Below are 23,042 nucleotides of genomic sequence, written 5' to 3'. Positions count from 1 at the left end.
TTAATTATCTCATTGGAAATTGAGTTTTATGATTTTAATAACTATTCATTGTCTATAGAACTAGCCTCTGCCCCTAATGCAGAAGCAACCCATTCCGATATCAAGGGAGAAACATTGGATAATTTATTGAGGAAAATTCTTTCTTCTAGTGTGACTAATTGATTGCTTTCTAGTCGATTTAGTATATTTTTTATTCTTATTCGTGTTGCTGTAGAGATCATGAATTTTTACATTTTTTATAACTAATTGGTCTTAAAGGGGGCGTTCGATTTGGACATATTAATAAAAATTTTATTTTTTTATTAATATCTTTTGTATAAAAAATTACAAATACTTTTTTATTTATTTGTTTTAATTTCAACAAATAATTGTGGGTTATGGTCGATTTCTCTTATAGAAACATCACTTCTAGCATGGTCATATTGAAATGCATTGGACCGGATAGATTTTTTTTAGAACGAGCTATTTTTCCTCAAGAAGTATTCTCGTCTGTGGCACCAGAAGGTTCGCAATTGGAAATTTGGGGAATAGAGTCATATGGACCAAATTTAGAACAACGACTCCGAGTAACGGCTTTTAATAAAGAAGACTCACTCGTAGCCTAAGATTTTTTGAAATTTAATATCAACTAAAGTAATAGATATCTTTGTGCAAGTGGTAGTGATTCAGCAGGTTCACAAGTCAATAGCTCTCCGTTTGCAAAAACTTCATATGTTTGGGGGTCTACTTCGATTTTTGGTCTTGCATCATTAAGTTTCATTGATTGTTTAGATATTTTTCTTGTGTCTTTAACGGGAGCATAAGAACGTTCCAATTTGAGTCGTTCAGGGACACCAGCGTCTATTGCACTCTCGCTTAAGAAAGTCAGACATGTAGGATTTATTGCCTTTCCAAAGGAAGAAAACATTGGACGACCATGAACTGGTTGTGGAGTAGGAATTGAGGCATTTGCATCTCCCATTTGAGCCCATGCGATACATCCTCCTTTGACTACTAAGTCAGGTTTAATTCCAAAAAAACCTGGCTTCCAAAGTACTAAGTCTGCTAGTTTTCCAACTTCTACCGAACCAACATGAGCACTGATTCCATGAGCTATCGCAGGATTAATAGTGACCTTTGAGATATATCTTTTCAGACGATGATTATCATTCCTTTGATTATCCTCAGGTAAGGCTCCTCTTTGAACTTTCATTTTATGAGCAGTTTGAAAAGTCCGGCTAATCACCTCCCCAACTCTACCCATAGCCTGGGAGTCACTAGCAATAATAGAAAAGGCTCCTAAGTCGTGGAGTATGTCCTCAGCAGCAATAGTTTCACGACGTATTCTTGACTCAGCAAATGCAACATCCTCTGGAATTTTGGGATCTAAATGATGACAAACCATCAACATGTCTAAATGCTCTTCAAGAGTATTTAGAGTGAAAGGCCTAGTTGGATTTGTACTGCTGGGAATCACATTTGATTCTCCACAAATTTTGATAATGTCGGGAGCGTGACCACCTCCAGCTCCTTCTGTATGGAAGGTATGAATTGTTCTCCCTCTTATTGCCTTAATTGTATCTTCAACAAAACCAGCTTCATTTAGGGTATCTGTATGAATACAAACTTGTACGTCTAGTTGATCTGCAACACTTAGGCAGGAATCAATACAGGCCGGTGTTGTTCCCCAGTCTTCATGCAGTTTTAACCCACAAGCACCTGCTCTTACTTGTTCTTCTAATGCTGCTTTGTTAGTTGCATTGCCTTTTCCAAAGAATCCCAAATTAACAGGAAATCCCTCTGCAGATTGCAGCATTCTTGAGATGTGAAATGCTCCAGGTGTACATGTCGTTGCATTAGTACCTGTTGCTGGGCCTGTCCCTCCTCCGAGCATTGTGGTAACCCCACTAGCTAAAGCAGTTTCTATTTGTTGCGGACAGATAAAGTGAATGTGACTATCAATAGCTCCTGCAGTAATAATGCTTCCTTCTCCTGCGATTGCTTCTGTACTGGCGCCTACAATAATGTTGACACCTTCTTGAGTATCCGGATTTCCAGCTTTTCCAATACCTGAGATTTTTCCGTCTTTGATGCCAATATCAGCTTTAACAATTCCCCACCAATCCAAAATTAGCGCATTTGTGATAACTGTATCTACTACCCCATTGTCTCTACTTTGTTGTGATTGTCCCATCCCATCACGAATAACTTTTCCTCCACCGAATTTAACTTCGTCTCCATAGTGAGTATGATCCTGTTCAACTTCGAGTATTAAGTCCGTATCTGCAAGTCTAATGCGATCCCCTTTTGTCGGACCATAAGTCTCTGCATAGGCTTGGCGAGAAATTTTGAAAGGCATTTTATTGTTGAAGTGAATTGTTTATAAGTCCGTTGAACCCAAAAATTTTACGGTCTCCAGCATAAGGAACAAGATTAACTTCTCTTTGGTCACCTGGCTCAAATCTGATAGCAGTACCGGCTGGGATGTCTAACCTTTTCCCGAGAGATTTTTTGCGATCAAATTCTAGACCTTTATTGGACTCAAAGAAATGATAATGAGAGCCAATTTGTATAGGTCGATCAGAGGTGTTAGCGACTTTTAGAGTTGTGGTTTCTCTTCCTTTGTTTAGTTCAATAAAACCATCTTCGGGAATAAGTTCTCCAGGAATTAAATAGGACATAATTGTAGTTAGCTAATTGGATTGTGAAGTGTTACTAGCTTCGTTCCATCTGGAAAAACAGCTTCTATTTGAACTTCTTGGATGAGCTCTGGCACGCCTTCCATGACTTGTTCTTTTGTTAACCATGTGGTTCCCTCGTTCATTAAGGTTGAGACACTCTTCCCATCTCTGGCACCTTCAAGTACTTGAAAGCTAAGCCAAGCGACGGCTTCAGGATGATTTAATTTCAAACCTCTATTTAATCTTCGCTCTGCCAAAAGAGCAGCAGTGACTACCAGTAATTTGTCTTTTTCTTGAGGGCTTAAGTACATTGTTTAATAATTAGAACCTGATTTTACTAGCAAAAAAATGCTTAAAAGTTCACAATGGACATTTTATATCTCTTGATGGATTTTCTTGCATCGGCCAAATTCTCATGTATTCAGGCATGCTTAATTTTCTTAAAACTCTAGTAAGACTCCAAATTCTATAAAACCAAAATCGAGCTGATTGTGTTGATGATCCAGTGTATCTTGCTGATATGCCATTTTCAAGAAGACTACAAGTCATAAATCCCTCAAGTCCAGCTCTTTGTTGTCGGCATTCGACTAGCAAATCAGACAAATCTTTTTGCATTATTTTTTTAGGTGTTATCCAAGTTAAAGATCCAAATACTGGTTTCTGTTCTAAGCCATGAATGGATTTTAGAGCTTCTCCAGATAGTTCTAAGCGATCACTAAATTCATAATGTTTTCCTTGATTATTATCCCTAAAGATTTCCAAAGATGATCTCCATACTCCACTACCAAGCTGTTCCTCTGCAGCAGTTCGTCCCAAACGAACCAAATCAACACATAAAAAGCTTGATGACGGATCAAGATTAACAGTCATATTTTGTTCAAAAAGACCTCCCTGATAAACAATTAATTCTTGAGGCATCCACTCAAAGTCAGAATTTTGTTTAATTTGAAAAAAACATTTTTGATTTGCCCAGCTCCCTTGCGGATTTACTTTTGATCTGCCTCTACTTCCATAAACTTTTTGAGCTGCTACCGAAGAACATATAGCAATGCTATCTTCTTCGGCGTTTACATTTATTGTTAGTTGATCACCTCCAACAATTCCTCCCGCACTATGGAGAATTGGTATTTCACATCTCCCATCTTTTTTATTATTGAATACTCTCATTACTTTTAATGGAGCAGTACATTTCGCTTGATGAATTGTTTTGACAATATCTTTATTGTTAGAACTTGAGCTCTTGAAAAGCCTTAGATCACAAGTTCCATGCCATTGAGATTTCATTGAATAGCTTTATCGTTTTTGCTCATTTAGTTTTGAGAAAATAATAAATGTCTGATCTGGTAGAAATAACCTATAAAATTTAGACCTACAAAGAATTTAAGTTTGTCTCAGGAATTAATCTATCTCACCGAGAGAATTAGTGCTCAAGTGATAAAAAATAACCTTTTACTTCCCTTGTCTGCAAAAGAGAGGACTCAGCTTCGAGGTAAACGATCAACTTTAGATGGAATTGATGTCATTTTAAATTTGCCTCGAGGAGGAGGTCGTTTGATTCCTGGAGAGGTGTTGAAAAGTGAGAATTCAAAAGTTTTTGTAAGCATAGTGGCCGCTCACGAAGATGTAATAAGAATTAGCTCAGAAAATAGATTGAAATTGTTAAAAGCTGCTTATCATTTAGGTAATAGGCATGTTGAGATTGAGTTGCACGATAAAGAGTTATATTTACTCAATGATGTAGTAATGAGAAAAATGTTAGAAGGCCATGGTTTTGAAATAGAAAGTTTACAAAGACCTTTTTCTCCTGAGATAGGCGCTTATGAGTAGGGATTTGATTGATTCCGTTTATGAAACTTGAGTTTTTACAATTAATCAGCCCATCATTACCAGTTGGTGCTTTTAGTTACTCTGAAGGATTGGAGTGGCTTGTTCAAAATCAAAAAGTATATGACGAGACAACACTTTTTAATTGGATTGAAAGTGAACTCTCTCGAGGCCAGATAACAATTGAGGCAAGCTCAATTGCTCACATTATGAGAGATTTAGAGCATTGGAATGATCATAAAGATGTTCAACATAAATTAATTATTGAAGAGTGGAATTCTTGGCTTGGTTCATTAAGAGATTCGCCAGATATCAGATCTCAACAAATACAAATGGGTGAATCTCTATTACAGCTTCTCATTGATCTAGATCATCCTCTTCCTGGTAATGAAAAAAAATTTATTTGGCCGATAGCTTGGGCTTGGGCAGGAGTTTGCTGGGATATACCCCAAATTGATTTAGTGGAAGGATTTTTATATAGTTGGGTGGCTAATCAATTGAGTGCAGCGTTAAGACTATTGTCATTAGGACCAACAAAAGCTCAACAGCTTCAAATGAAATCCCTAAGACTGATAAAGTCTCAAGCAAGTTGCTTATTGCAGCAGAATCCTAAAGAAATATGGGTTGGTGATGTGGGCGCGATTATGGCACAACAATCGCATATTGAACTTTATTCAAGATTATTTCGAAGCTAATGGAAAGTAAATTAAGAGTTGGCATAGCCGGTCCAGTAGGATCTGGTAAAACGGCTATTATTCAGAGACTATGTGAAAATCTTAAAGATCGATTAGATATTGCAGTAGTAACAAATGATATTTATACGCAAGAAGATGCAAAATTTTTAACGAATTCAAAGGCTTTAGAACCTGAACGTATCAAAGGAGTTGAAACTGGAGGTTGCCCGCATACAGCGATAAGGGAAGATTGTTCAATTAATCGTATTGCGGTTGAAGAGCTGGAGCATAAATTTACAACTTTAGATTTAGTATTTGTTGAAAGTGGTGGCGATAATCTAGCTGCGAGTTTTAGCCCTGAGTTAGTAGATGTATGTATATACATAATTGATGTCGCAGCGGGAGATAAGATCCCTAGGAAAGGAGGGCCAGGAATAACACGTTCTGATTTATTAGTGATCAATAAGATTGACCTTGCTGAAATGGTTGGAGCAAGCCTGAAAATAATGGAGAGAGATACTCTGCTTATGAGGAAAAATCTTCCCTGGTGCTTTACCAATACCAAAACAGGGGAGGGGATAAAAATAATTGAAGAGTTTTTGTGTAATCAGATACCCTCTGCGCAGAAGATGGTATAAACAAATACGGAAACGTATCTTCGTTTACTGAAATAGCTAAAACAGTCTTATTTGCTACAAAAAGTGGGGTGTTCAGTTGGATACTTTTCCTAAACCCCAAGGTGGGCAAACAACTAATTTAGTTAGTAATTCATGAAGCTTTCAAAGCGCATTTTTGCAGGTTTAGCCACTGCTTCTTTAGCCGTAACTGTTACTGCTTGTGGTGGATCAGATTCCTCTGGCAACTTTGACGACACCGTAACTGTTGGAATTCTCCATTCTCTTTCAGGGACAATGGCAATCTCGGAATCAACTCTTGTTGATACAGAGAAAATGGCTATTGAGGAAATCAATGCAGCTGGCGGTGTAACAGTCGACGGTAAAAGCTATAAAATTGAATACATCGTTGAAGATGGTGCCTCAGATTGGCCTACCTTTGCAGAGAAATCTAAGAAGTTAATCGACCAGGATGGAGTACCAGTAGTCTTTGGCGGCTGGACTTCTGCAAGTAGAAAGGCAATGCTTCCAGTTTATGAATCAAAAGATGCATTCCTTTATTACCCAATTCAATATGAAGCACAAGAGTGCTCCAACAACATTTTCTATACAGGAGCGACTCCAAATCAGCAGTCTGAGCCTGCCACTGATTTCATGTATAAGCGCTCTCCAGCTGCTGGAGGAGATTTCTTCTTAGTTGGTTCTGATTATGTTTTCCCAAGAACTTCTAACACAATTACTAAAGCTCAAGTAAAACAACTTGGTGGAAAAGTTGTTGGAGAAGATTATCTTCCTTTAGGTAATACTGAGGTAGCACCTATTATCTCGAAGATAAAAGTTGCTCTTCCTGATGGTGGAATCATAGTTAACACTTTGAATGGTGACCAAAACGTTGCTTTCTTCAAACAAATCCAGGACGCAGGAATCACTCCTTCTAATGGTTATTACGTAATGAACTACTCCATTGCGGAAGAAGAGATTAGTACGATTGGACCTGAGTTCCTTGAGGGCCACTATGGTGCTTGGAACTACATGATGTCTATTGATACGCCAGCTTCTAAGAAATTTGCTAAGAGCTTTAAGAAGAGATGGGGTAGTGATCGTGTTGTGGCTGATCCTCAAGAATCTGCTTATAACATGGTTTATCTTTGGAAGCAGGCAGTTGAAGAAGCAGGTACATTTGATGACAACGCGGTTAGAGAAGCATTGGTTGGTCAGACATTCGATGCTCCTCAGGGTCCAGTAGAAGTTATGGCAAATCATCACCTATCTCAAACAGTGAGAATCGGTGAAATCAATGCAGAGGGTGGATTTACAATCCTTGAAGAAACTGGAGTAGTTGAGCCACAAGCATGGAACCAAAAACATCCAAGTTCAAAAGGTTACGCTTGTGATTGGACTGATCCTAAGAAAGGTGAAAAATATAGGATGTGATTCAATTTCTGACTTATAAATAGATTCTAATAAGGAGCCTTCGGGCTCCTTATTTCTTTAAAAAAATCAACCAAGCTAGTGCAACTTATTCTTGAAAGCCTTTTTAATGGCGTTGCTATTGGCTCAGTCTTGCTCGTCGCAGCACTGGGACTAGCAATTGTATTCGGTTTAATGGGTGTCATCAATCTTGCTCATGGGGAATTGATGATGCTTGGTGCTTATTCAACATACATAACCCAATTAATTTTCAAACAAGTTTCTTTTTTAAAACCTTTTTATGATTCGTATGTCATAGTTGCGATTGGTATTGCTTTTTTAGTTAGTGGAACAGTTGGAATTCTTTTAGAGCGAACAGTTATTAGACGTCTCTATGGAAGTCCTCTTGAAACACTTTTAGCCACATGGGGAGTGAGCCTAATCCTCCAACAATTTGTTAGAAGTGTTCCGCTGGCCTATGCCAGTGGTTTGGTAATAGCACTTTTCTTTGGCCTATTTACACCGCTATTTATTTCTGATGACATACTTCATGGTGCAAAAGGTAAATTAATAAGGGCATGTACTTGGGGTTTCTCAGCTTTATTAGGTGTAGCAACAGGAGGTGTTTTATCGTCTTTAGTAAGTAAACTTAGTCGCGCTAGTGCAAGGAATGTTGATGTTACAGCTCCCTCTTGGATGAGAGGTGGAATTGATTTTGTTGGAATTACTTTTCCTAAAACGCGTCTTTTAATAATCCTCATTACCTTAATATCTGTTTTAGTAGTAATTTTCTTTCTTGATAAAACAGCTTGGGGAATGAGAATTAGAGCAGTAACTCAAAATAGACCAATGAGTGATTGTTTAGGTATATCCACTGAAACAGTAGATATTATTACTTTTGGAATAGGTTCTGGTCTCGCTGGTGTCGCAGGAGTTGCAGTTTCACTCCTTGGCTCAGTCGGACCAAATGTTGGTGGAAATTACATTGTGGGATGTTTTATGGTTGTTGTTCTTGGTGGAGTGGGCAATTTATTAGGAACAATCCTTGCTTCTTTCTCTATTGGAATAATGACTGATTTGATAGGAGCAGGAAGACTACTTACTATTTGGCCAGATATGCCTTCTCCTCTTTATTCAACAATAGATTTTTTTGCGACAACAAGCATGGCTAGAGTAATGATATTTGCTCTGATAGTAATATTCCTCCAATTTAAACCAACTGGGATGTTCCCACAAAAAGGAAGAATGGTGGAGTCTTGATTGATGAGTATCCTTTCTACAAAAAAAAGTTGGATTAACTTAACTATTTGGGTATTACTTATTGCCCTAATTATTGCTGCACCCTCAGTGCTTCCTGTTTTTAGATTAAATCTATTAGGAAGATATTTATCGCTTGCAATAGTCGCATTAGGAGTGGATTTGATTTGGGGATTCACAGGAATGTTGAGTTTAGGTCAAGGAATTTTCTTTGCACTTGGTGGATATTGTGCTGCGATGTTCCTCCAATTGAATAGTGCAGGAGAATTCCCAAATGGTATCCCTGAGTTTTTTGGTTTATATGGAGTCGAAAAGCTTCCATTTTTCTGGGAACCTTTTAAAAGTTCAATTTTTACTCTTATTTCCATTTGGCTGATACCGGCTCTTATTGCTGGTCTTCTTGGGTATTTAGTGTTTAGAAATAGAATAAAAGGTGTTTATTTTTCAATCCTTACACAAGCGGCTCTTTTGGTTTTTTTCAATTTCTTTAATGGACAGCAGAAATTGATTAATGGAACAAATGGTTTGAAAACAGATGTAACTCAACTTTTTGGACAAATGGTAGGTTCAGAAATAATGCAAAGATGGTTCTTTTGGATATCAGCTGTTTTAGTAATACTTGCCTGGTTTTTTGCTCGGTGGATTGTTCGAGATAGATTTGGAAATATCCTTATTGGAATTAGAGACGATGAAGCTCGAGTTCGTTTCACTGGATATAATCCAGTAATTTTTAAAACAATAATATTTTCAATAGCAGGAGGATTAGCTGGGATTTCAGGGGCTTTGTATACAGTTCAATCTGGAATAGTTTCTCCACAGTTTATGACTGTCCCTTTCTCTATAGAAATGGTTGTTTGGGTTGCCGTGGGTGGTAGAGGAACTTTGCTAGGCGCAATACTTGGAGCTGTTTTAATTAATTATGCAAAAAGTTTGGTAAGTGAAGCATTACCAGCAAGCTGGATGTTTATTCAAGGTGGATTATTTATTCTTGTTGTAACAGCGCTTCCAGAGGGGGTACTAGGATGGATTAGGAAAGACGGTCCAAAGAAATTATTGTTTTTACTTGGGATTAATAAAAAATTAGAAACATATCCAAGTCTTGAAGTCAATGAACAAGGTGAGGTGAAATCATGACTTCTCCATTGCTAGAGCTAAAACAAATTTCAGTTAGTTTTGAAGGATTCCTTGCTCTCAGAGATCTTAATCTGGTTTTGAATCAGGGTGATCTTAGAGCAGTTATTGGTCCCAACGGTGCAGGTAAAACAACATTCTTAGATGTCATTACAGGGAAAGTAGCACCTACAAAGGGTGACGTGATTTTTAAAGAAAAATCGTTGATTGGTCAAAAAGAGTTTCGCATAGCGCGTAAAGGGATTGGAAGAAAATTTCAAAGTCCTAGGATATTTGAGAATTTATCTGTGCAAGAAAACCTAGCTCTAGCAGTGAGTAGACCTAAAACTCCTTTGTCTTTGTTGATGAATAGTTTAAGGGTTAAGCATTTAGATCAAATTCAACATTTGATGAGTATTGTTAACCTTCAATCAAAAGCCAATATAAGGGCCGGAGCGCTTTCTCATGGTCAAAAACAATGGCTTGAGATTGCGATGCTAGTGGGACAAGACCCTGATCTTTTACTTGTTGATGAACCTGTTGCTGGTTTGACTGATGAAGAAACAGATTTAACTGCTGATCTTCTTAAATCTTTAGCGGGTGATCATACAGTTTTAGTCATTGATCATGATATGGAATTTATTCGTAGACTTGATTGCCCTGTTAGTGTTTTACACCAAGGTCATGTATTGAAAGAGGGTTCCATGAGTGACATACAAAAAGACCCTTTAGTGATAGAGGTTTATCTTGGAAAAACTGATGAGGAAGAACAATGACTATGCTTCAGATAAAAGGCTTGAATACCTACTATGGCGAAAGTCATATTCTTCGAGATGTTGATATGCATATCAACCAAGCTGAGATGATTTGTCTTATAGGTCGAAATGGAGTAGGTAAAACAACTTTGCTTAAATCTTTAATAGGATTATTAACTCCACGGCGTGGAGAGATTGTTTTTAATGGAGATTTGGTTAATAGAAAGCCACCTCATCAAAGGGCTCGTTCCGGAATTGCGTATGTTCCCCAAGGACGAGAAATAATACCTTATTTGACTGTCGAGGAAAATCTTCAACTTGGATTGGAAGCTTTACCAGGAGGTTTAGCAAAGCATAAACAGATTGATGAATTGGTATATGAACTTTTCCCTGTCTTAAAACAATTTCTATCTCGTAAAGGAGGTGACTTAAGCGGAGGGCAGCAGCAACAACTTGCAATTGCTCGAGCATTACTTGGGAAACCAAAGTTGCTTTTACTTGATGAACCAACTGAAGGAATACAACCGAATATCGTTCAAGATATTGAGTCTGCAGTTAAAAGGATCATTAGTGAGACTGGTGTTGGGGTTTTATTGGTAGAGCAACATCTGCATTTTGTGAGGCAAGCAGATCGTTATTATGCAATGCAACGCGGAGGCATAGTTGCAAATGGACCAACTAGTGAATTAAGTAAAGCTGTGGTAGAGAAATTCCTTAGTGTTTAAGTCTATTTTGTTTGAGTAAAAGCAGTTTCTTGCTCTATTTTGTCTTGGCAAGTAGAGCAAAGAATATGACCTTTTTTTTTCCAAAAAGTCTTTGTTGACCTTTCGATATTTTGTCCACAGCCAAGGCATTTGAAGAGCGGACTCATTTATTACTGAATCTTTTTTATATAGTTATTTATCATACTATTTTCATTCTGTCTTGATAGATACAAGATTTTTTGGGCTGTAGACTTTGATTTTTAAAGATAATACTAATTTATTTAATTAACATTAAAAAGCATTTTTTGATACTTGCTCTATTTATTTAGTTTGTTATAAGTGGATCAAGCGCGTCTATTGCATGTCCTTCGAAAGATTAAGCAAAACTGAGATAGTTAATGGCAGAATTGCAATGTCAGGTGTATTAGTTATTTTATTACTTGAAATAGTATCTAAGTTAAGTATTGCTTAGATATTATATATATGAATTTAAGTAGGTTTTAATAAAACCTACTTAAATTAAGCTACTTTTAAAAATAGAGAATATTTTATTCTTTTAATTTCTCCATCTTTCCATAACCAGATAATAGGCTCTGTAGATTTTGCTTGTTTTAGATCAATTCTGTTTTCAATACTTATAGGATTAAATTCTGTATTCGATTCAAATTGTTTGTCTCTAATTGCCTGATTGATAACAATACTTCCATCTTTTCCTGATATTGATCTATGAAATGTACCGATAGGTATTTGAAGTGCACCCATGAATCTATGAAGATAAATTATGTGATGGGGTTCATCCCAAAGAGGATTTAATAGTGTGAAGGTTCTATCTCCCTCAACTACAAGATTATTATCTATTTGATGATGGTGTACATAATATTGCTCAAAGCCATTTAAATCAGGAGGTGAAGTTGCTCCTCCTCTATGAATAACGACATCACTACCATTTGAACCTTCAACACTGGCATCTAAAAAAGTTACTTCAGGAGTCTCTCGAAAAATATTAACCGGCACAAAATTGAGTTTCATCAAAAAATTTATTTTTTTCAAACATTACTGGAATAAATATATCTAACTGTATTAATTAATTCACTTTTAGCGAATTAATTATCTTTTGGGCAAGAAGAAGAGTATTTAATTTTACTAAAAGGCATCAAATATGATTTGTTCTAGTTAGCTCACAAAGCAATTAATGATACAAAAGATTATGAAAAATATTAATAAGTTAGATCATGTAAAATATTATTAAGTCATGGCTAAATCACCTATTAAAAATAAAAAACTTTTGGTTGATGAAATGATTAAAACCTTTAAATCTATCCCCGCAACAGCGATAACTTTTTCGAACATAAAAAAAAATTAAACTCATAACTTGCGATATATTTTTGAGATACTTCGCTAGCGGATTATTTTTATTATCACATGGCCTTTTGGTTTTAAATCATCTAGGAGTAGGAGCAGCGCTTCATGGGATTGGTGAGGTCTTTTTTGCCCCATGGGCTATTAAGCAGAAAGCATGGGACTTGGTTTTTATAGCTTTCTTATTTGGCGCATTTGATCTTTGGGGAACTTTGAAACTAGGATTTAATTAGTAAATCCACTAGATAAACTTGTTTTTCTAGTGGATTTGGGAGGGAGGTCAACACCCTTCCCAGTAGTGGTGACCTCCCTACAGAAAACTTTGGAACGGGTTTTCTGATAAAATAGTTATAGGAATTTAGTTGAATAAGTTAAGAACTAATTGATACAAAATCAGAAATTTATGAACAATTTTTATATCTTCTGAATTTATTTAATCAATTCTTTATTAGATAGCATTTTTTTTCGTTTGACTTTTTTCAACTCGTGCATACCTTCTATTTGTTTGTAAATAGACTGTAGTTGATCGCAAATATGTTCAGTATTTTCTACTTTGTTTAATCTGAGGAGCATTTTCTCTATTTGCTCTTTGCATTCTAAGAAAATATGACAATCTATCGTTCCTGGCTCGTATTGCATGTTGGAAATTAAAGAATATATAAATAAAGGAATCAAATAATTAAATCTGTATATGTTGATTCAAATAATTAAATCTACTTGGTTATTTATTTTTAAAAAATTATAAATTAATAATATATAATTAAAAATTCTAATATGTTTTAGAAATTCAGTTTTTGGACTTTATTTATTAACCCATCTCTGCTTTCATTGCTTCATGGATTCTTTTACTCATGATTTCATGACCACAATATTGCAAGTGCACTTCTTGTGACCCTTTAGCAGATTTGTTTTGAGTGTACTTAAGTCCTCTGTAAGTTAGCTCAGCCATTGGAATGATTTTCAATGTTCAAGTCCCCGTTCCATGGCTTGAATCTAACTGCGACTCAAATTGAGCTGAACGTCGTTTGATGATACACAATACATTCCCAATCTGTTGAAGTTTCTTCAAAAATTATTATTAATCTAGATCTGAACTCGTGATTCATTAAAGAATTAGTGGCAATTAGATTGAATATTCCTAATGAGAGGTCTTATTAAATGAATGAAATTAGTCATTAACTATCGAGCTAGTCTAGAAATATATGAATCTCTTGAACCCGCATTGATCCATCCGGTCGCGATCGTTTTTGGATGAGTCTTATTAACTCGACCTCTATGAATATGTGTAAGACCAGCAGGGAAAATAACTAATTTTCCTCGTTCAGCTGTTTCATGATATTCCTGCCAGTGAAATTCTGTACCTCCAGATTCGACATCATTGCAATAGAGAATCCAGGCTAAAACTCTATGAACCGGTTCGGTTGCTTCTTCGCTAATCGTCCAGTCACAATGCCATTTTTTAAATCCTTCTCCAGGGGCGTAACGTTGTATGTTGAAAATTGGATTGATAAATAGTGATTGTTCTGGGGAGCATTTACTAAAAAGAGGACGATCTTGAAGGTATTTTTGAAGCCCAGCATCGACGCCTCTTACAATGACCTCAGAGAGTGCAAATGCTTCTGGGTCGCTACGATCTATGGCTACAAGGCTGATATCAGTAGAAATTTTTGCAGGATCTGAATCATTATTTGATCCATTGCTGAAGGCGATTCCATTGCGATGCAAGTCTGTGCGACGATCGAAAAATGACATCACACCATCTGCAACAGATTCAAAACCTTTATTTCTATAACTAGCTATTAAATTCATAGGATTTTTTTTAAGGGTTTTTCGATCTCTGGATACTTTAAATCCCGTGAAAGTACTAATTCAATAAAAATCATATAGGGACTTTTACCCTCTTTTAGTTGGCTAGGGGTTGTGTTTGATTTAGATGAAGTTGTTTTCTTAAAAGGCTATAAATTAAGCTACAGCTTTGTCTTTCAGAGATCTTAAATATCTCTTTCTTTGACCGCTACCTTCAACTTCAAAATGCCAAGTAGGTTGTTTTTTGTCGGTTTTTTTTAAGTTAACGCCAGAATTACTTGTGCTTAACTTCTTCTTAATCTGTGTTTTCATGCGCTTATTAAAGCACATTCTCTAATTCTTTATGGTTCGGTCGTTACTTTCTCTTCTCGTAAATAGATAATAAAAAAGAGGCCCAGTTGAACCTCTCTTTGAAATTTAAAACAATTTTGACCTTAACTATGCAATTCCTCGGTTCTTATAAGGGTCATCTCTGAAAGGCTGTGCCTCAAAACTTGGAGGTGAGTTATCTTTATAGGGATGAAATAGAGCATTTCCCATCGAAATGAGTAATTCTTGAAGCCAAAGAATTGTTTTTTTCATTGAGTCCTCTAGTGGGATATAACCATATATAATTTATGTGGAATATTTATACATCAGTAAAAACTCCTCTTGTTGGGTTTTTAATTTTCTAGCCAATAGCAATCGAGTAGCTCTCGAGAATCTATTGGAAATAAGAAATTTTGACCTTATCCGAATCCTTGAGCTGACGTTTTCGTCCGAACCTTAAACTCCCAAACAGTAATTCCTCCGTTTGCATTTATTGCAGCCAAGGCAGTGTCATCAGGGTGCCAAGCGATTTGGCTTACAAGGTCACCGGCAAATGCACCACCAACTGGATCACCCTGACCATCTTTTTGGAGAAACCAAGAAAAAACTGAACCATCTCTCGCGCCAGAAGCTAAAAGCATCCCGCTGTGTGAGAAAGCAAGACATGAAATGGGTTCCGTATGAAGCAATAACTCTCCTGGTACAGTTCCCTCAGGACCATCGCCTTGAAAACTCCAAACCGTCACGCGATCACTACCCCCAGTAGCAAGGACTGTGCCGGTTTGATCAAAAGCTAGGTGGCTTGGTTTACCTGGGTAGCCTGTCATCTCTGAATCTTGATCAGTTGAACGACGCCAGAAATGAACAGAATTATCTTGGCTGCCGCATGCCACTATGTCTCCATCTGGACTAAGCACCATCGATACTAGTGAGCCTCGCCATTCCAACTTTTGATTGATCTTGTCGTTTACTACATCAAAAAAAGTGACTTGGCCATAGCATGCTGTTGCTAATTCATTTGAATTAGACCAAGCAATCGCGCTGACAGTGCTGGGATGCTCATCTGATCGCCAATGTTCTTGACCTTTATCATCAAAAACATAGACGTATTTAGTAAAAACTACAGCTAAAAATTTTCCGTCTGGGGACCACTTGATGTGCTCAACCCATCCTTTCCCAAGTTCCAAAGTTTTAGTTGACGTACCCTTTTGGCTTTCCCATATATTTACATGTCCATCTTGCCCAGCAGTTGCAAAAGTCTTTCCATTTGGATGTATAGACATTGCGAGTAAGCCACCTTTATGTATGTCTTTTATTTGCCAAATGAGCTTTCCAGATATTCCCTCAAATGCATAAAGCCCACCAGCGACATCACCTACTAAAAAAGTTTTACCTTGTAGTGCCCAGCCGCAGACAATCGCGTAGTCGTTAGCTTGAGCAGACCAACTTTCATGAAGCATTCCCTTGGGACTAAATGCTTCTATACCAGGCATTTATCAAACTCCTTGATCATTTCTGCTTCATCAAGATTTCTACCGATAAAGACGAGTTGGTTACGGCGAGGTTCATTGCCCCATTCTTTATCAGGTTGTGCTGTGAAGAGCATGTGTACTCCTTGAAAAACTATTCGCTTAGATTCACCCGCATAACTAATGAAACCTTTAGTGCGAAATATATCCACACCTTTCACAGACAAAAGTCGACTTAGCCATCTATTGAGTTTCTCCGGATCTACATTACCCTCTCGCTCGATAGCGAATGAACCTACTTCGTCATCGTGTTCGTGTTCAGCTACCCAAACCCTCTCAGCTATTGGAGAAATTGTAGAGATGTTCTGATCATTATCTATCTCGTCTGTAGAAGGAGTATTTACTTTCGTTAATTTCATATTAAATTCTTCGGCTGTATGTTGCGTGAATAGACCTATATCCCTTGCCTTATCAACATCTATGAAGAAGGACTTAGTCCCTTCGGATTGAAGTTGAAGGCTCACATGCTTGCCGACTGGAACCAAATCCCCTGGATTCATAAGTTGTTCTTGTTCTGCGTAGAGTCTCACGCATGATTCAGCACCTGTGTTAAGAGCTGTCTCGTCTTTACCTTGGTCTAATAACTGGACAAGAGACATTGTGGGGTCTGGACCTTCTTCGAGCGTAAGCTCATAGCGACCTTTTTCAAGTGAAAAAACACCTGTCCACTCAAATGGGTATTCTGGTTCAAGAAAAGTTGGACGACGCTGAAGTACTTGATCTAGATCAAAAGCACTTAGATTTAGCACAGTATCAATTGAGACGTCTGCTTGTTTACTGCGTATGACACGAGCCATACGATTCATGTCGCGTAGCCGTGATTCTAAGTTGTCGAGTGATTCATCTGAAACTAGATCGGTTTTATTTAGAACAAGGACGTCAGCAAAGGCAACTTGCTCCGAACTCTCATCACTTCGACCAAGTTGTTGCTCTATATGGGCTGCATCAACAAGTGTGACTATTCCATCAAGTGAAAACTCCTCACGGATTTCATCGTCCATAAAGAATGTCTGAGCGACAGGACCAGGATCAGCAAGGCCAGTAGTTTCAACTAATACATAGTCAAATTTGTCTCGCCTCTTCATGAGGTTTCCAAGTACACGAATAAGATCACCCCGAACGGTGCAGCAAATGCAACCATTGGACATCTCGAAGACCTCTTCGTCAGCATTGATTACTAATCCTTGATCAATACCAACTTCACCATATTCATTTTCAATAACAGCTATTTTTTTACCATGTTCTTCGCTCAGGATTCGATTAAGTAGAGTAGTTTTGCCAGATCCTAGGAAACCAGTCAATATGGTCACCGGTACTTTTTCCTTAATGCTCATTTCCTTTAACTAATAATGTGAACAATGAGAGTTGTCAAGAGAAATATCAGTTAGCCAATTCTCTTGTATTCCCAATAAATCTAGTGACTTTGATTCAAAATCATCTAGCTCAAAATAATTGTAAGGAACTTTTAATTTTACTGTATTTTTTCCATTTTCTTTCTTAAGCGAATGATTTGAAAATTGAAGTTCTTTTAAATTGTCATCGAAGTCAGTTGAGATAGTAAGTTTTAAGATTTTATCTCTATCCCATGGGGCTTGATCCATAAAACTTGCCTGATCTTCCCAGTGTTGTCTGTAGGCGTTAAACCCTTTAGATGGAAACATTGTTGTTGCAATCCTGGTCTGCATTTTATCAATGTAGACAGGATTGCATCTGTAAAAGTTAAGGGTTAGTTAAATCACTCCATTTACTCTCAAGTTCATCACCCTCTTTCTCGTCACATTCTCCACCAAGCGAATCAACAATTGTACATGTGTTGTGTACTGCTACTGAAACAGTATTCCCTTCTAGCATTAGACCATCAACAAAGATCTGATTTCTTGCAATAGGGGTGGAAGTTTGTCTGCTCAGGTTTTTCAATAGCTTGGAAGGAGGCTTTTGCTCAGCGAATAATACTTTTACGTTTTCTTCTTTCAGCTCAGCTATTACCGTTGAAATAGTCTCTGGTCTGAGGCTGGAAGAATCACCAACGTAATCTAATAGACTTAAAGTCTTCAAGCCAAATGCATCACCGTAATATTCCATCGCTTTGTGCTTAGAAACGATTGTCCTTCGATCAGTAGGAATTGTGGCAACTTGTTTTTGAGTCCATAAATCGAGATCTTCCAAAATAGAATTAACGGCTTGAGTCCTCTCTTTTAAAACTTTTTTTGTTTCTCTGTCAAAGAAGGAAATTTTCTTATTGATATTTTTAGAAATGACATTTCCCATCTTGATGATGTTATGAGGGTCATGCCAGATATGAGGATCTAGCCCACCATGGTCATGGTGATGATGGTGATCGCCTTCATCTGGGACTTGAGCAATCGGTTCAACATCGTCGCCTGAAATATCCTTAAAGAAATGTTCGTCGGCTTCAAATTCAAAAGGCATATGCTCAGTAAAGAATGCATATTTACCAGCTTTTTTGATTTCTACAGTAAATGTTGTGATGTCTTTCTTCTCATTAAATGAGAGAAAATATGCTTTTTCCTGCGCAACAAGTTTGTCATTATTGCGTTTAGTTTCTGAATTCTGAGACCCTAATAATTCTTTAGCAAGCTCTTCTGATGCTTCAATATCACCAGAGTTGAGAATAACCATTTTCATTGCAGGATCAGCATAGTCTCCATCGACTTTGGCAAAAGACCATTTGTATGTTCCTGCTGAAAGATCAAAAACACCAGCCCATTCAAAAGCTCCCTCTCCATGGGCATCGCCATGATCATCGTGGTCGTCATGATCGTCATGCTTAGCAGCTGAATGATCGTCGTGGTCATCATCCTTAGCAGCTGAATGATCATCGTGATCGTCATGATGATCGTCTATTTCTATTGCACTTACGCCTACAACAACAGTTAAAGGATTATCTAACCATTTTTTCATTGCAGGGGTCATCTCTGAACCAAGAGTAAATACTTGGTTTGCACTTTTTAGTGTTTGAGCTTGCCTTGGAGTGATTTTGACATCATGAACATCTTGTTTTCTATCAATTAAGCAGGTTATAGGTGTTGAAGGTGGTGCAATCGCAGAAACGACATCGCAGACTAATGGCTCTACGGCAACAATTGGTTTTGAATTTGCCTGTGCACTTTGATTAATTCCAGAAAATAAAAATGCTCCAGCAACAAGAGAACTTTTGAGAACTGTTTTATTGATTATGGGCTTAGCCTTTTTGGACTGATTAGAAAAATTCGACATCAAAAATATTAAGCGTATCTAAAACGATAATCATTTTCATTTGGTCTTGGCAAGTATATTATGTTTCTTGTCAGCAAATCCTCTAATTGATGTCTAGTTTGATTGCTGAAAATGTGACATATTCCTATTCGAGTAATATCAAACCTGCTTTAAGCAAGGTTTCTCTAAAGCTTGAGCAAGGTACTTTGACTGCTCTTGTTGGTCCGAATGGCGCTGGTAAGTCTACATTATTAAGCTTGCTGCAAGGTAGTAGCAAGCCGGATCAAGGAGAAATTACTGTTGACGGAAAGCCTTTGAATAATAATCGATCTCAAGTGGCTTTAATGCCTCAGAGGGGAAAGCTGAATTGGAATTTTCCAATTACTGTTGAAGGATTAGTTGCTTTGGGCCGAGTAAATCATTCTAAATCCACTTGTTGTGAATTAGAAGCGGCTCTTCAACGTGTTGGAATATCTCATTTGGCAAAAAGGCGACTTGATGCTTTATCTGGTGGTCAGCAACAAAGAGCATTACTCGCCAAAACCTTGATGAATCCTGCCAAAATTTTTCTTCTTGATGAACCGTGTTCCGCCTTTGATCCTCCTGCAAAAGAAGACTTCCTATTAATCATCCGTCAGTTAGCTGATTCGGGGCTGACGGTTTTCGTTAGTAGTCACGATTGGGGGACGTCCTTAAATGCTTATGACAAGGTTGTTGTTCTAGATAAGATTATTTTAGCTTCTGGCAACCCCGAAGAGGTGCAGGAAAAACTTAGTTCAATTAATTATCTGAGATGGAAAATATAGTTCTGATTTATCTTTATGCATTTCAATCAAGCATTCAATTCTTGGGAACAATTTTGGCAGAGACCAAAGTATTCAAGAGTATGAAACAACAGCTCAAATTTTTTAGAGGCTTTAGGGGGTGCGTGCATTGTTTTGACGGGGCATCCCTGCAATTGAGTGGTTTCTCCGCAGCTTACGCAAGTTAAATGATGAATATCTCTTTCAACTGGGGCATAAAAGACCTCACCGTTCGGGAGATGCCTCGAGCGTATCAAGCCTTGCTTTACTAACGCTTGCAAGTTCCTGTATACAGTCGTTAAACCCATTGCCTTTTCACCATTATGAAGTTTTCTATGCAGTTCTTGTCCACTCAATTCATCAGTACATTTTTTGAGTTCATTGAGAAGCTGTTGCTGTCTCTTAGTGATGTCAGGCTTGCTTGTATTCATTAGCAAGATCTTAATTTGATCTCTTTACTGAACATACTGAATCATTTGCTTAATGTCTTTTATCAATACAAATTGGTGGATAATTCCTCTTCTGATAACTTCCTTTTCAGGAGTGCTTTGTCCTGCCATGGGGACAGTATTGATAACTCATAAAAGGCTTCTTCAAGTCAATTTAATTTCACATTGTGTTTTGCCAGGACTTGCCTTGGCTATGGCGCTTGGCATTGACCCATCTATTGGAGGTGTCTTAAGCGGATTAGTGGGAGCTATTGCAGCAGAGAGTTTGACAAATAAGAAAAATCAAAATTATGAAGCTGTAATGAATACAATTCTTGCTGGTTCGATGGGACTTGGAGTTTTGCTTATACCTTTACTTGGAATCAGGATTGATTTAGAGGCTGTTTTGTTTGGAGATTTATTAACTGCAAATTTGAGCGATTTATTAAGAACTTTGATTGCGTTCTCGGCATTCATTTGCCTAATGCTTTTTGGGTACGACAAGCTTGTTCATATTGGTTTAGACCCAGAAGGAGCTGCCTCAAGTGGCGTTAATGTGTCTTTTTTAAATTTAGCTCTGGGATTTACCACTGCACTTGTCATTGTGAGCTCAATGTCAGCAGTCGGGGTCATCCTTGTGATTGCGTTACTCTCAACTCCAACTTTGTTGGGTTTACAGAAAGCTAGCTCTCTATGGGTTGCGATGATTAGATCTTCCATATTTGGATTAGTTTTATCGATCGTTGGTTTTTCGTTCGCTATGTTTATGAATTTGCCTCCAGGCCCACTTATTAGTGTTCTTTGTGTAATTTCATTGATCTTGCTTCCAAGGAATAATTAGAATTGAATACAAAATTTTCATAATTTTTTTGGCTATATTTGATGAGACTCTAAGAATCTAGGATTAGATCAAGAAATCTGAAAATAACAACGATTTGATTTTAGTTTGAATAAAATAGAACAAGTTGATTTCTAATTCGTCCTTTTATTGATTGAATCATGAAGAGAACGCAACTTAATGTAAGTATTGATCCAAAACTCTTAGAAAAGATTAAAGAGAATGCCAGGATTTCTGGTAAATCATTGGTTGGTTTTGTCTCTGATTGTTTTGTTAATCAAATAGAGAACCTTCCGGCTGAATCGATAGATTCTAGATTTCAAAAAATTGAACAAAGGCTTCAATTAATTGAAAATAATCTTCAATTGCCAGCACTTAAAGCTCAAAGAACTCAACCTTTTACATCTCAAGAATTAGAAAATTTTAATGAATTTATCAAAGCTGTTTTTAGAAAAGAATTACAAAGAAAGGGATATAGATCAATGAAAGAGGCATGGAATGATTTTATAAACCATATAAATTGTTTTGAACAATGGGATGAGACATGTTCTTTTAGACTTAAAGAGTCTCTTTTTATTGAACATGCTGATCCTTTAACAAGCGAAGAAATTAATCACCTCAAAGAAGGAGACGTATGTCCTCAACCAATCCGAACAGGGATTATTAATTGGATCAACAATTCAGATAGAGGAGAATGTTGTTGCTCCGATAAAGAGTTCCCTTCACAGGAGCAAATTTGCGAAAAGGGTTCAAAGTTAGTTGAAGATATATATTCTTAGACCAATTAAGATCAATTTTTGAAAGTTAATTAAATCCTAATTTGTTAAAAAACAGGGAGGTTGATTGAGTCTTTTGTAAATATATTTCCAAGAAATTTATCTCACAACTTTAAAATTCTTAATTACTTCAATATTAGTTAGGGTTGATATGGATTGCACAAGGCATCCATAATGCACCCATCTTATGGACACCATTGCATCCGATCTTTTTGGCTTCGATCTCTGCCTGAGCTTTAGTTGGATATGCATATATATTTTTTGAAGAAGGAGAATGTGAACGATTGATTGACTCGTGAATAGCATTATTGTCCGGACTCCACACCTTTAGACCCATAGTTGTTATTCCTGCAGAAAATATTCCCATTCCTACTATTGAGGCATTCACGACTCCCATAGCTACTACGCCTATAGAAACGACGCCCATGGGAACAATCCCAATGGTAACAATTCCCATGGGAACAATTCCAATGGATATAAATCCGAGTGGTGCTATCCCAAATGCAATTTTTTTTGGTTTACTTCCGCAATGAGAAGGACTTTCGGAATTGTTCTGATCGGTACTATTTGAATTTGTCATTATTTAACAATTTTAGTGATGATGGTGATGCCCATCATGAGATTCATGATCTGTATGCCTTTTGCAAGGCATCCATTTATCTCCCATCTTATGAGCTCCAGTGCAATTGAAATTTTTTGCTGCTTTTTCAGCTTCTGCTTTCGTTTCAAAAAGTGCAGGAGTTCCGTTTGTTTGGGAATTACCTGAGCATCCCATCAGTGAAAACGACATGAAAATTATGATGGCGGTGAAAATAGGCTTGAGATTGCTCATCTTTCTAGGTTCATCTAGTTCGTCTAGCTTTAGGTTAATTAAATAGTGAACGTTGTCAGCAAAAGACCTTGAATATTTGTAGCAAAACACACATAATCTTTGTAGCGAAAAGCACATATGCTATCGCTCTCGCAAGTG

32 protein-coding genes are annotated in these 23,042 nt (G+C 37.2%); 14 read left to right on the top strand and 18 right to left on the bottom strand.

The genetic code is table 11. The features are described 5' to 3' along the window. Nucleotides 1-41: 41 nt before the first annotated feature. Entirely contained in the window at nucleotides 42-221 is a 180-nt protein-coding gene (locus O5639_RS06070) for a hypothetical protein (RefSeq protein WP_269623681.1), read from the bottom strand. Nucleotides 222-377: 156 nt separating this feature from the next. On the opposite strand from O5639_RS06070, the gene O5639_RS06065 reads away from it, so the two are divergent. Further along, nucleotides 378-605, top strand: coding sequence for a DUF1830 domain-containing protein (locus tag O5639_RS06065; RefSeq protein WP_041711064.1), 228 nt, complete (start codon nucleotides 378-380; stop codon nucleotides 603-605). Nucleotides 606-628: 23 nt separating this feature from the next. Here O5639_RS06065 and ureC read toward each other — a convergent pair whose 3' ends face one another. From ureC to O5639_RS06045, 4 genes are read right to left on the bottom strand one after another with little or no spacing between them, the layout of a single operon-like run. Next, a complete protein-coding gene (gene ureC / locus O5639_RS06060; protein ID WP_269623680.1) occupies nucleotides 629-2,338 on the bottom strand; it encodes an urease subunit alpha in 1,710 nt (569 codons plus the stop codon). Nucleotide 2,339: 1 nt separating this feature from the next. Further along, nucleotides 2,340-2,660, bottom strand: coding sequence for an urease subunit beta (locus O5639_RS06055; protein ID WP_011295399.1), 321 nt, complete (start codon nucleotides 2,658-2,660; stop codon nucleotides 2,340-2,342). An 8-nt stretch (nucleotides 2,661-2,668) separates the two neighbouring features. Continuing rightward, a complete protein-coding gene (locus O5639_RS06050) occupies nucleotides 2,669-2,971 on the bottom strand; it encodes an urease subunit gamma (protein WP_269623679.1) in 303 nt (100 codons plus the stop codon). A gap of 49 nt (nucleotides 2,972-3,020) precedes the next feature. After that, nucleotides 3,021-3,944: an urease accessory protein UreD gene (locus tag O5639_RS06045; RefSeq protein ID WP_269623678.1), complete on the bottom strand. Its 924-nt coding sequence runs from the start codon at nucleotides 3,942-3,944 to the stop codon at nucleotides 3,021-3,023. A gap of 102 nt (nucleotides 3,945-4,046) precedes the next feature. On the opposite strand from O5639_RS06045, the gene ureE reads away from it, so the two are divergent. The 8 genes from ureE to urtE all read left to right on the top strand — a co-directional run bounded on the left by ureE (nucleotide 4,047) and on the right by urtE (nucleotide 11,029). After that, nucleotides 4,047-4,487, top strand: a complete 441-nt coding sequence (gene ureE, locus O5639_RS06040) for an urease accessory protein UreE (protein ID WP_269623677.1) — start codon at nucleotides 4,047-4,049, stop codon at nucleotides 4,485-4,487. Nucleotides 4,488-4,507: 20 nt separating this feature from the next. Further along, nucleotides 4,508-5,179, top strand: a complete 672-nt coding sequence (locus tag O5639_RS06035) for an urease accessory protein UreF (RefSeq protein ID WP_269623676.1) — start codon at nucleotides 4,508-4,510, stop codon at nucleotides 5,177-5,179. Beyond that, complete coding sequence (ureG, locus tag O5639_RS06030) at nucleotides 5,179-5,796, top strand: urease accessory protein UreG (protein ID WP_269623675.1); 618 nt, start codon at nucleotides 5,179-5,181, stop codon at nucleotides 5,794-5,796. The genes O5639_RS06035 and ureG overlap by 1 nt, the downstream gene beginning before the upstream one ends. Nucleotides 5,797-5,928: 132 nt before the next feature. Then, nucleotides 5,929-7,206 (top strand): urea ABC transporter substrate-binding protein, encoded by a 1,278-nt coding sequence (gene urtA / locus O5639_RS06025; RefSeq protein WP_269623674.1) that lies wholly within the window; start codon nucleotides 5,929-5,931, stop codon nucleotides 7,204-7,206. Between the two features lie 78 nt (nucleotides 7,207-7,284). Next, a complete protein-coding gene (gene urtB / locus O5639_RS06020) occupies nucleotides 7,285-8,442 on the top strand; it encodes an urea ABC transporter permease subunit UrtB (protein ID WP_269623673.1) in 1,158 nt (385 codons plus the stop codon). A gap of 3 nt (nucleotides 8,443-8,445) precedes the next feature. After that, complete coding sequence (gene urtC / locus O5639_RS06015) at nucleotides 8,446-9,573, top strand: urea ABC transporter permease subunit UrtC (RefSeq protein ID WP_269623672.1); 1,128 nt, start codon at nucleotides 8,446-8,448, stop codon at nucleotides 9,571-9,573. Beyond that, on the top strand, nucleotides 9,570-10,325 hold the full coding sequence (gene urtD, locus O5639_RS06010) for an urea ABC transporter ATP-binding protein UrtD (protein ID WP_269623671.1): 756 nt from the start codon (nucleotides 9,570-9,572) through the stop codon (nucleotides 10,323-10,325). Before urtC ends, urtD begins: the two co-directional genes overlap by 4 nt. Continuing rightward, nucleotides 10,322-11,029 carry an urea ABC transporter ATP-binding subunit UrtE gene (gene urtE / locus O5639_RS06005; protein ID WP_269623670.1) on the top strand — a complete coding sequence of 236 codons (708 nt, stop codon included), beginning with the start codon at nucleotides 10,322-10,324 and terminating at the stop codon, nucleotides 11,027-11,029. The genes urtD and urtE overlap by 4 nt, the downstream gene beginning before the upstream one ends. A 2-nt stretch (nucleotides 11,030-11,031) precedes the next feature. On the opposite strand, the gene O5639_RS06000 is transcribed toward urtE, so the two are convergent. Next, a complete protein-coding gene (locus O5639_RS06000; protein ID WP_269623669.1) occupies nucleotides 11,032-11,175 on the bottom strand; it encodes a hypothetical protein in 144 nt (47 codons plus the stop codon). Between the two features lie 194 nt (nucleotides 11,176-11,369). On the opposite strand from O5639_RS06000, the gene O5639_RS05995 reads away from it, so the two are divergent. Beyond that, on the top strand, nucleotides 11,370-11,480 hold the full coding sequence (locus tag O5639_RS05995) for a chlorophyll a/b-binding protein (protein WP_269623668.1): 111 nt from the start codon (nucleotides 11,370-11,372) through the stop codon (nucleotides 11,478-11,480). A 47-nt stretch (nucleotides 11,481-11,527) separates the two neighbouring features. On the opposite strand, the gene O5639_RS05990 is transcribed toward O5639_RS05995, so the two are convergent. After that, nucleotides 11,528-12,037, bottom strand: coding sequence for a hemagglutinin (locus tag O5639_RS05990; RefSeq protein WP_269623667.1), 510 nt, complete (start codon nucleotides 12,035-12,037; stop codon nucleotides 11,528-11,530). 356 nt (nucleotides 12,038-12,393) lie between these two features. On the opposite strand from O5639_RS05990, the gene O5639_RS05985 reads away from it, so the two are divergent. Then, entirely contained in the window at nucleotides 12,394-12,600 is a 207-nt protein-coding gene (locus O5639_RS05985) for a hypothetical protein (protein ID WP_269623666.1), read from the top strand. A 575-nt stretch (nucleotides 12,601-13,175) separates the two neighbouring features. On the opposite strand, the gene O5639_RS05980 is transcribed toward O5639_RS05985, so the two are convergent. From O5639_RS05980 to O5639_RS05945, 8 genes are all read right to left on the bottom strand, one after another. Then, the gene (locus tag O5639_RS05980) at nucleotides 13,176-13,331 is read right to left on the bottom strand and encodes a hypothetical protein (RefSeq protein ID WP_269623665.1); all 156 of its coding nucleotides are present in this window, start codon (nucleotides 13,329-13,331) and stop codon (nucleotides 13,176-13,178) included. 215 nt (nucleotides 13,332-13,546) lie between these two features. Continuing rightward, on the bottom strand, nucleotides 13,547-14,176 hold the full coding sequence (locus tag O5639_RS05975) for a 2OG-Fe(II) oxygenase (protein WP_269623664.1): 630 nt from the start codon (nucleotides 14,174-14,176) through the stop codon (nucleotides 13,547-13,549). 153 nt (nucleotides 14,177-14,329) lie between these two features. Continuing rightward, the gene (locus O5639_RS05970; protein ID WP_155105439.1) at nucleotides 14,330-14,485 is read right to left on the bottom strand and encodes a hypothetical protein; all 156 of its coding nucleotides are present in this window, start codon (nucleotides 14,483-14,485) and stop codon (nucleotides 14,330-14,332) included. Between the two features lie 126 nt (nucleotides 14,486-14,611). Continuing rightward, a complete protein-coding gene (locus tag O5639_RS05965) occupies nucleotides 14,612-14,755 on the bottom strand; it encodes a hypothetical protein (RefSeq protein ID WP_011295192.1) in 144 nt (47 codons plus the stop codon). A gap of 146 nt (nucleotides 14,756-14,901) precedes the next feature. Further along, nucleotides 14,902-15,975, bottom strand: coding sequence for a WD40 repeat domain-containing protein (locus O5639_RS05960; protein WP_269623663.1), 1,074 nt, complete (start codon nucleotides 15,973-15,975; stop codon nucleotides 14,902-14,904). Next, entirely contained in the window at nucleotides 15,963-17,345 is a 1,383-nt protein-coding gene (locus tag O5639_RS05955; protein WP_269623662.1) for a CobW family GTP-binding protein, read from the bottom strand. Before O5639_RS05955 ends, O5639_RS05960 begins: the two co-directional genes overlap by 13 nt. Nucleotides 17,346-17,354: 9 nt before the next feature. Then, entirely contained in the window at nucleotides 17,355-17,696 is a 342-nt protein-coding gene (locus tag O5639_RS05950) for a hypothetical protein (RefSeq protein WP_269623661.1), read from the bottom strand. Between the two features lie 34 nt (nucleotides 17,697-17,730). Further along, on the bottom strand, nucleotides 17,731-19,248 hold the full coding sequence (locus O5639_RS05945) for a metal ABC transporter solute-binding protein, Zn/Mn family (protein WP_269623660.1): 1,518 nt from the start codon (nucleotides 19,246-19,248) through the stop codon (nucleotides 17,731-17,733). An 89-nt stretch (nucleotides 19,249-19,337) separates the two neighbouring features. Between O5639_RS05945 and O5639_RS05940 the strand changes: the two genes are divergently transcribed. Continuing rightward, a complete protein-coding gene (locus O5639_RS05940; RefSeq protein ID WP_269623659.1) occupies nucleotides 19,338-20,033 on the top strand; it encodes an ABC transporter ATP-binding protein in 696 nt (231 codons plus the stop codon). Between the two features lie 26 nt (nucleotides 20,034-20,059). Here O5639_RS05940 and O5639_RS05935 read toward each other — a convergent pair whose 3' ends face one another. After that, entirely contained in the window at nucleotides 20,060-20,461 is a 402-nt protein-coding gene (locus tag O5639_RS05935) for a Fur family transcriptional regulator (protein ID WP_269623658.1), read from the bottom strand. A 52-nt stretch (nucleotides 20,462-20,513) separates the two neighbouring features. Here O5639_RS05935 and O5639_RS05930 point away from each other — a divergent pair, with 52 nt between their 5' ends. Further along, on the top strand, nucleotides 20,514-21,299 hold the full coding sequence (locus O5639_RS05930) for a metal ABC transporter permease (RefSeq protein WP_269623657.1): 786 nt from the start codon (nucleotides 20,514-20,516) through the stop codon (nucleotides 21,297-21,299). Between the two features lie 158 nt (nucleotides 21,300-21,457). Further along, nucleotides 21,458-22,075, top strand: coding sequence for a hypothetical protein (locus O5639_RS05925; RefSeq protein ID WP_269623656.1), 618 nt, complete (start codon nucleotides 21,458-21,460; stop codon nucleotides 22,073-22,075). Between the two features lie 133 nt (nucleotides 22,076-22,208). On the opposite strand, the gene O5639_RS05920 is transcribed toward O5639_RS05925, so the two are convergent. Together O5639_RS05920 and O5639_RS05915 are read right to left on the bottom strand one after the other, a co-directional pair. Further along, nucleotides 22,209-22,652 carry a hypothetical protein gene (locus O5639_RS05920; RefSeq protein ID WP_269623655.1) on the bottom strand — a complete coding sequence of 148 codons (444 nt, stop codon included), beginning with the start codon at nucleotides 22,650-22,652 and terminating at the stop codon, nucleotides 22,209-22,211. 12 nt (nucleotides 22,653-22,664) lie between these two features. After that, on the bottom strand, nucleotides 22,665-22,862 hold the full coding sequence (locus O5639_RS05915) for a DUF3721 domain-containing protein (protein WP_269623654.1): 198 nt from the start codon (nucleotides 22,860-22,862) through the stop codon (nucleotides 22,665-22,667). Between the last annotated feature and the right edge of the window lie 180 nt (nucleotides 22,863-23,042).

It is taken from the genome of Prochlorococcus marinus str. MIT 1214, from assembly GCF_027359355.1.
GTDB classification, from domain to species: Bacteria; Cyanobacteriota; Cyanobacteriia; order PCC-6307; family Cyanobiaceae; genus Prochlorococcus_B; species Prochlorococcus_B marinus_F.
Note: the sequence above shows the minus strand (reverse complement) of the source record. Positions and strands in the feature narration are given on the sequence as shown.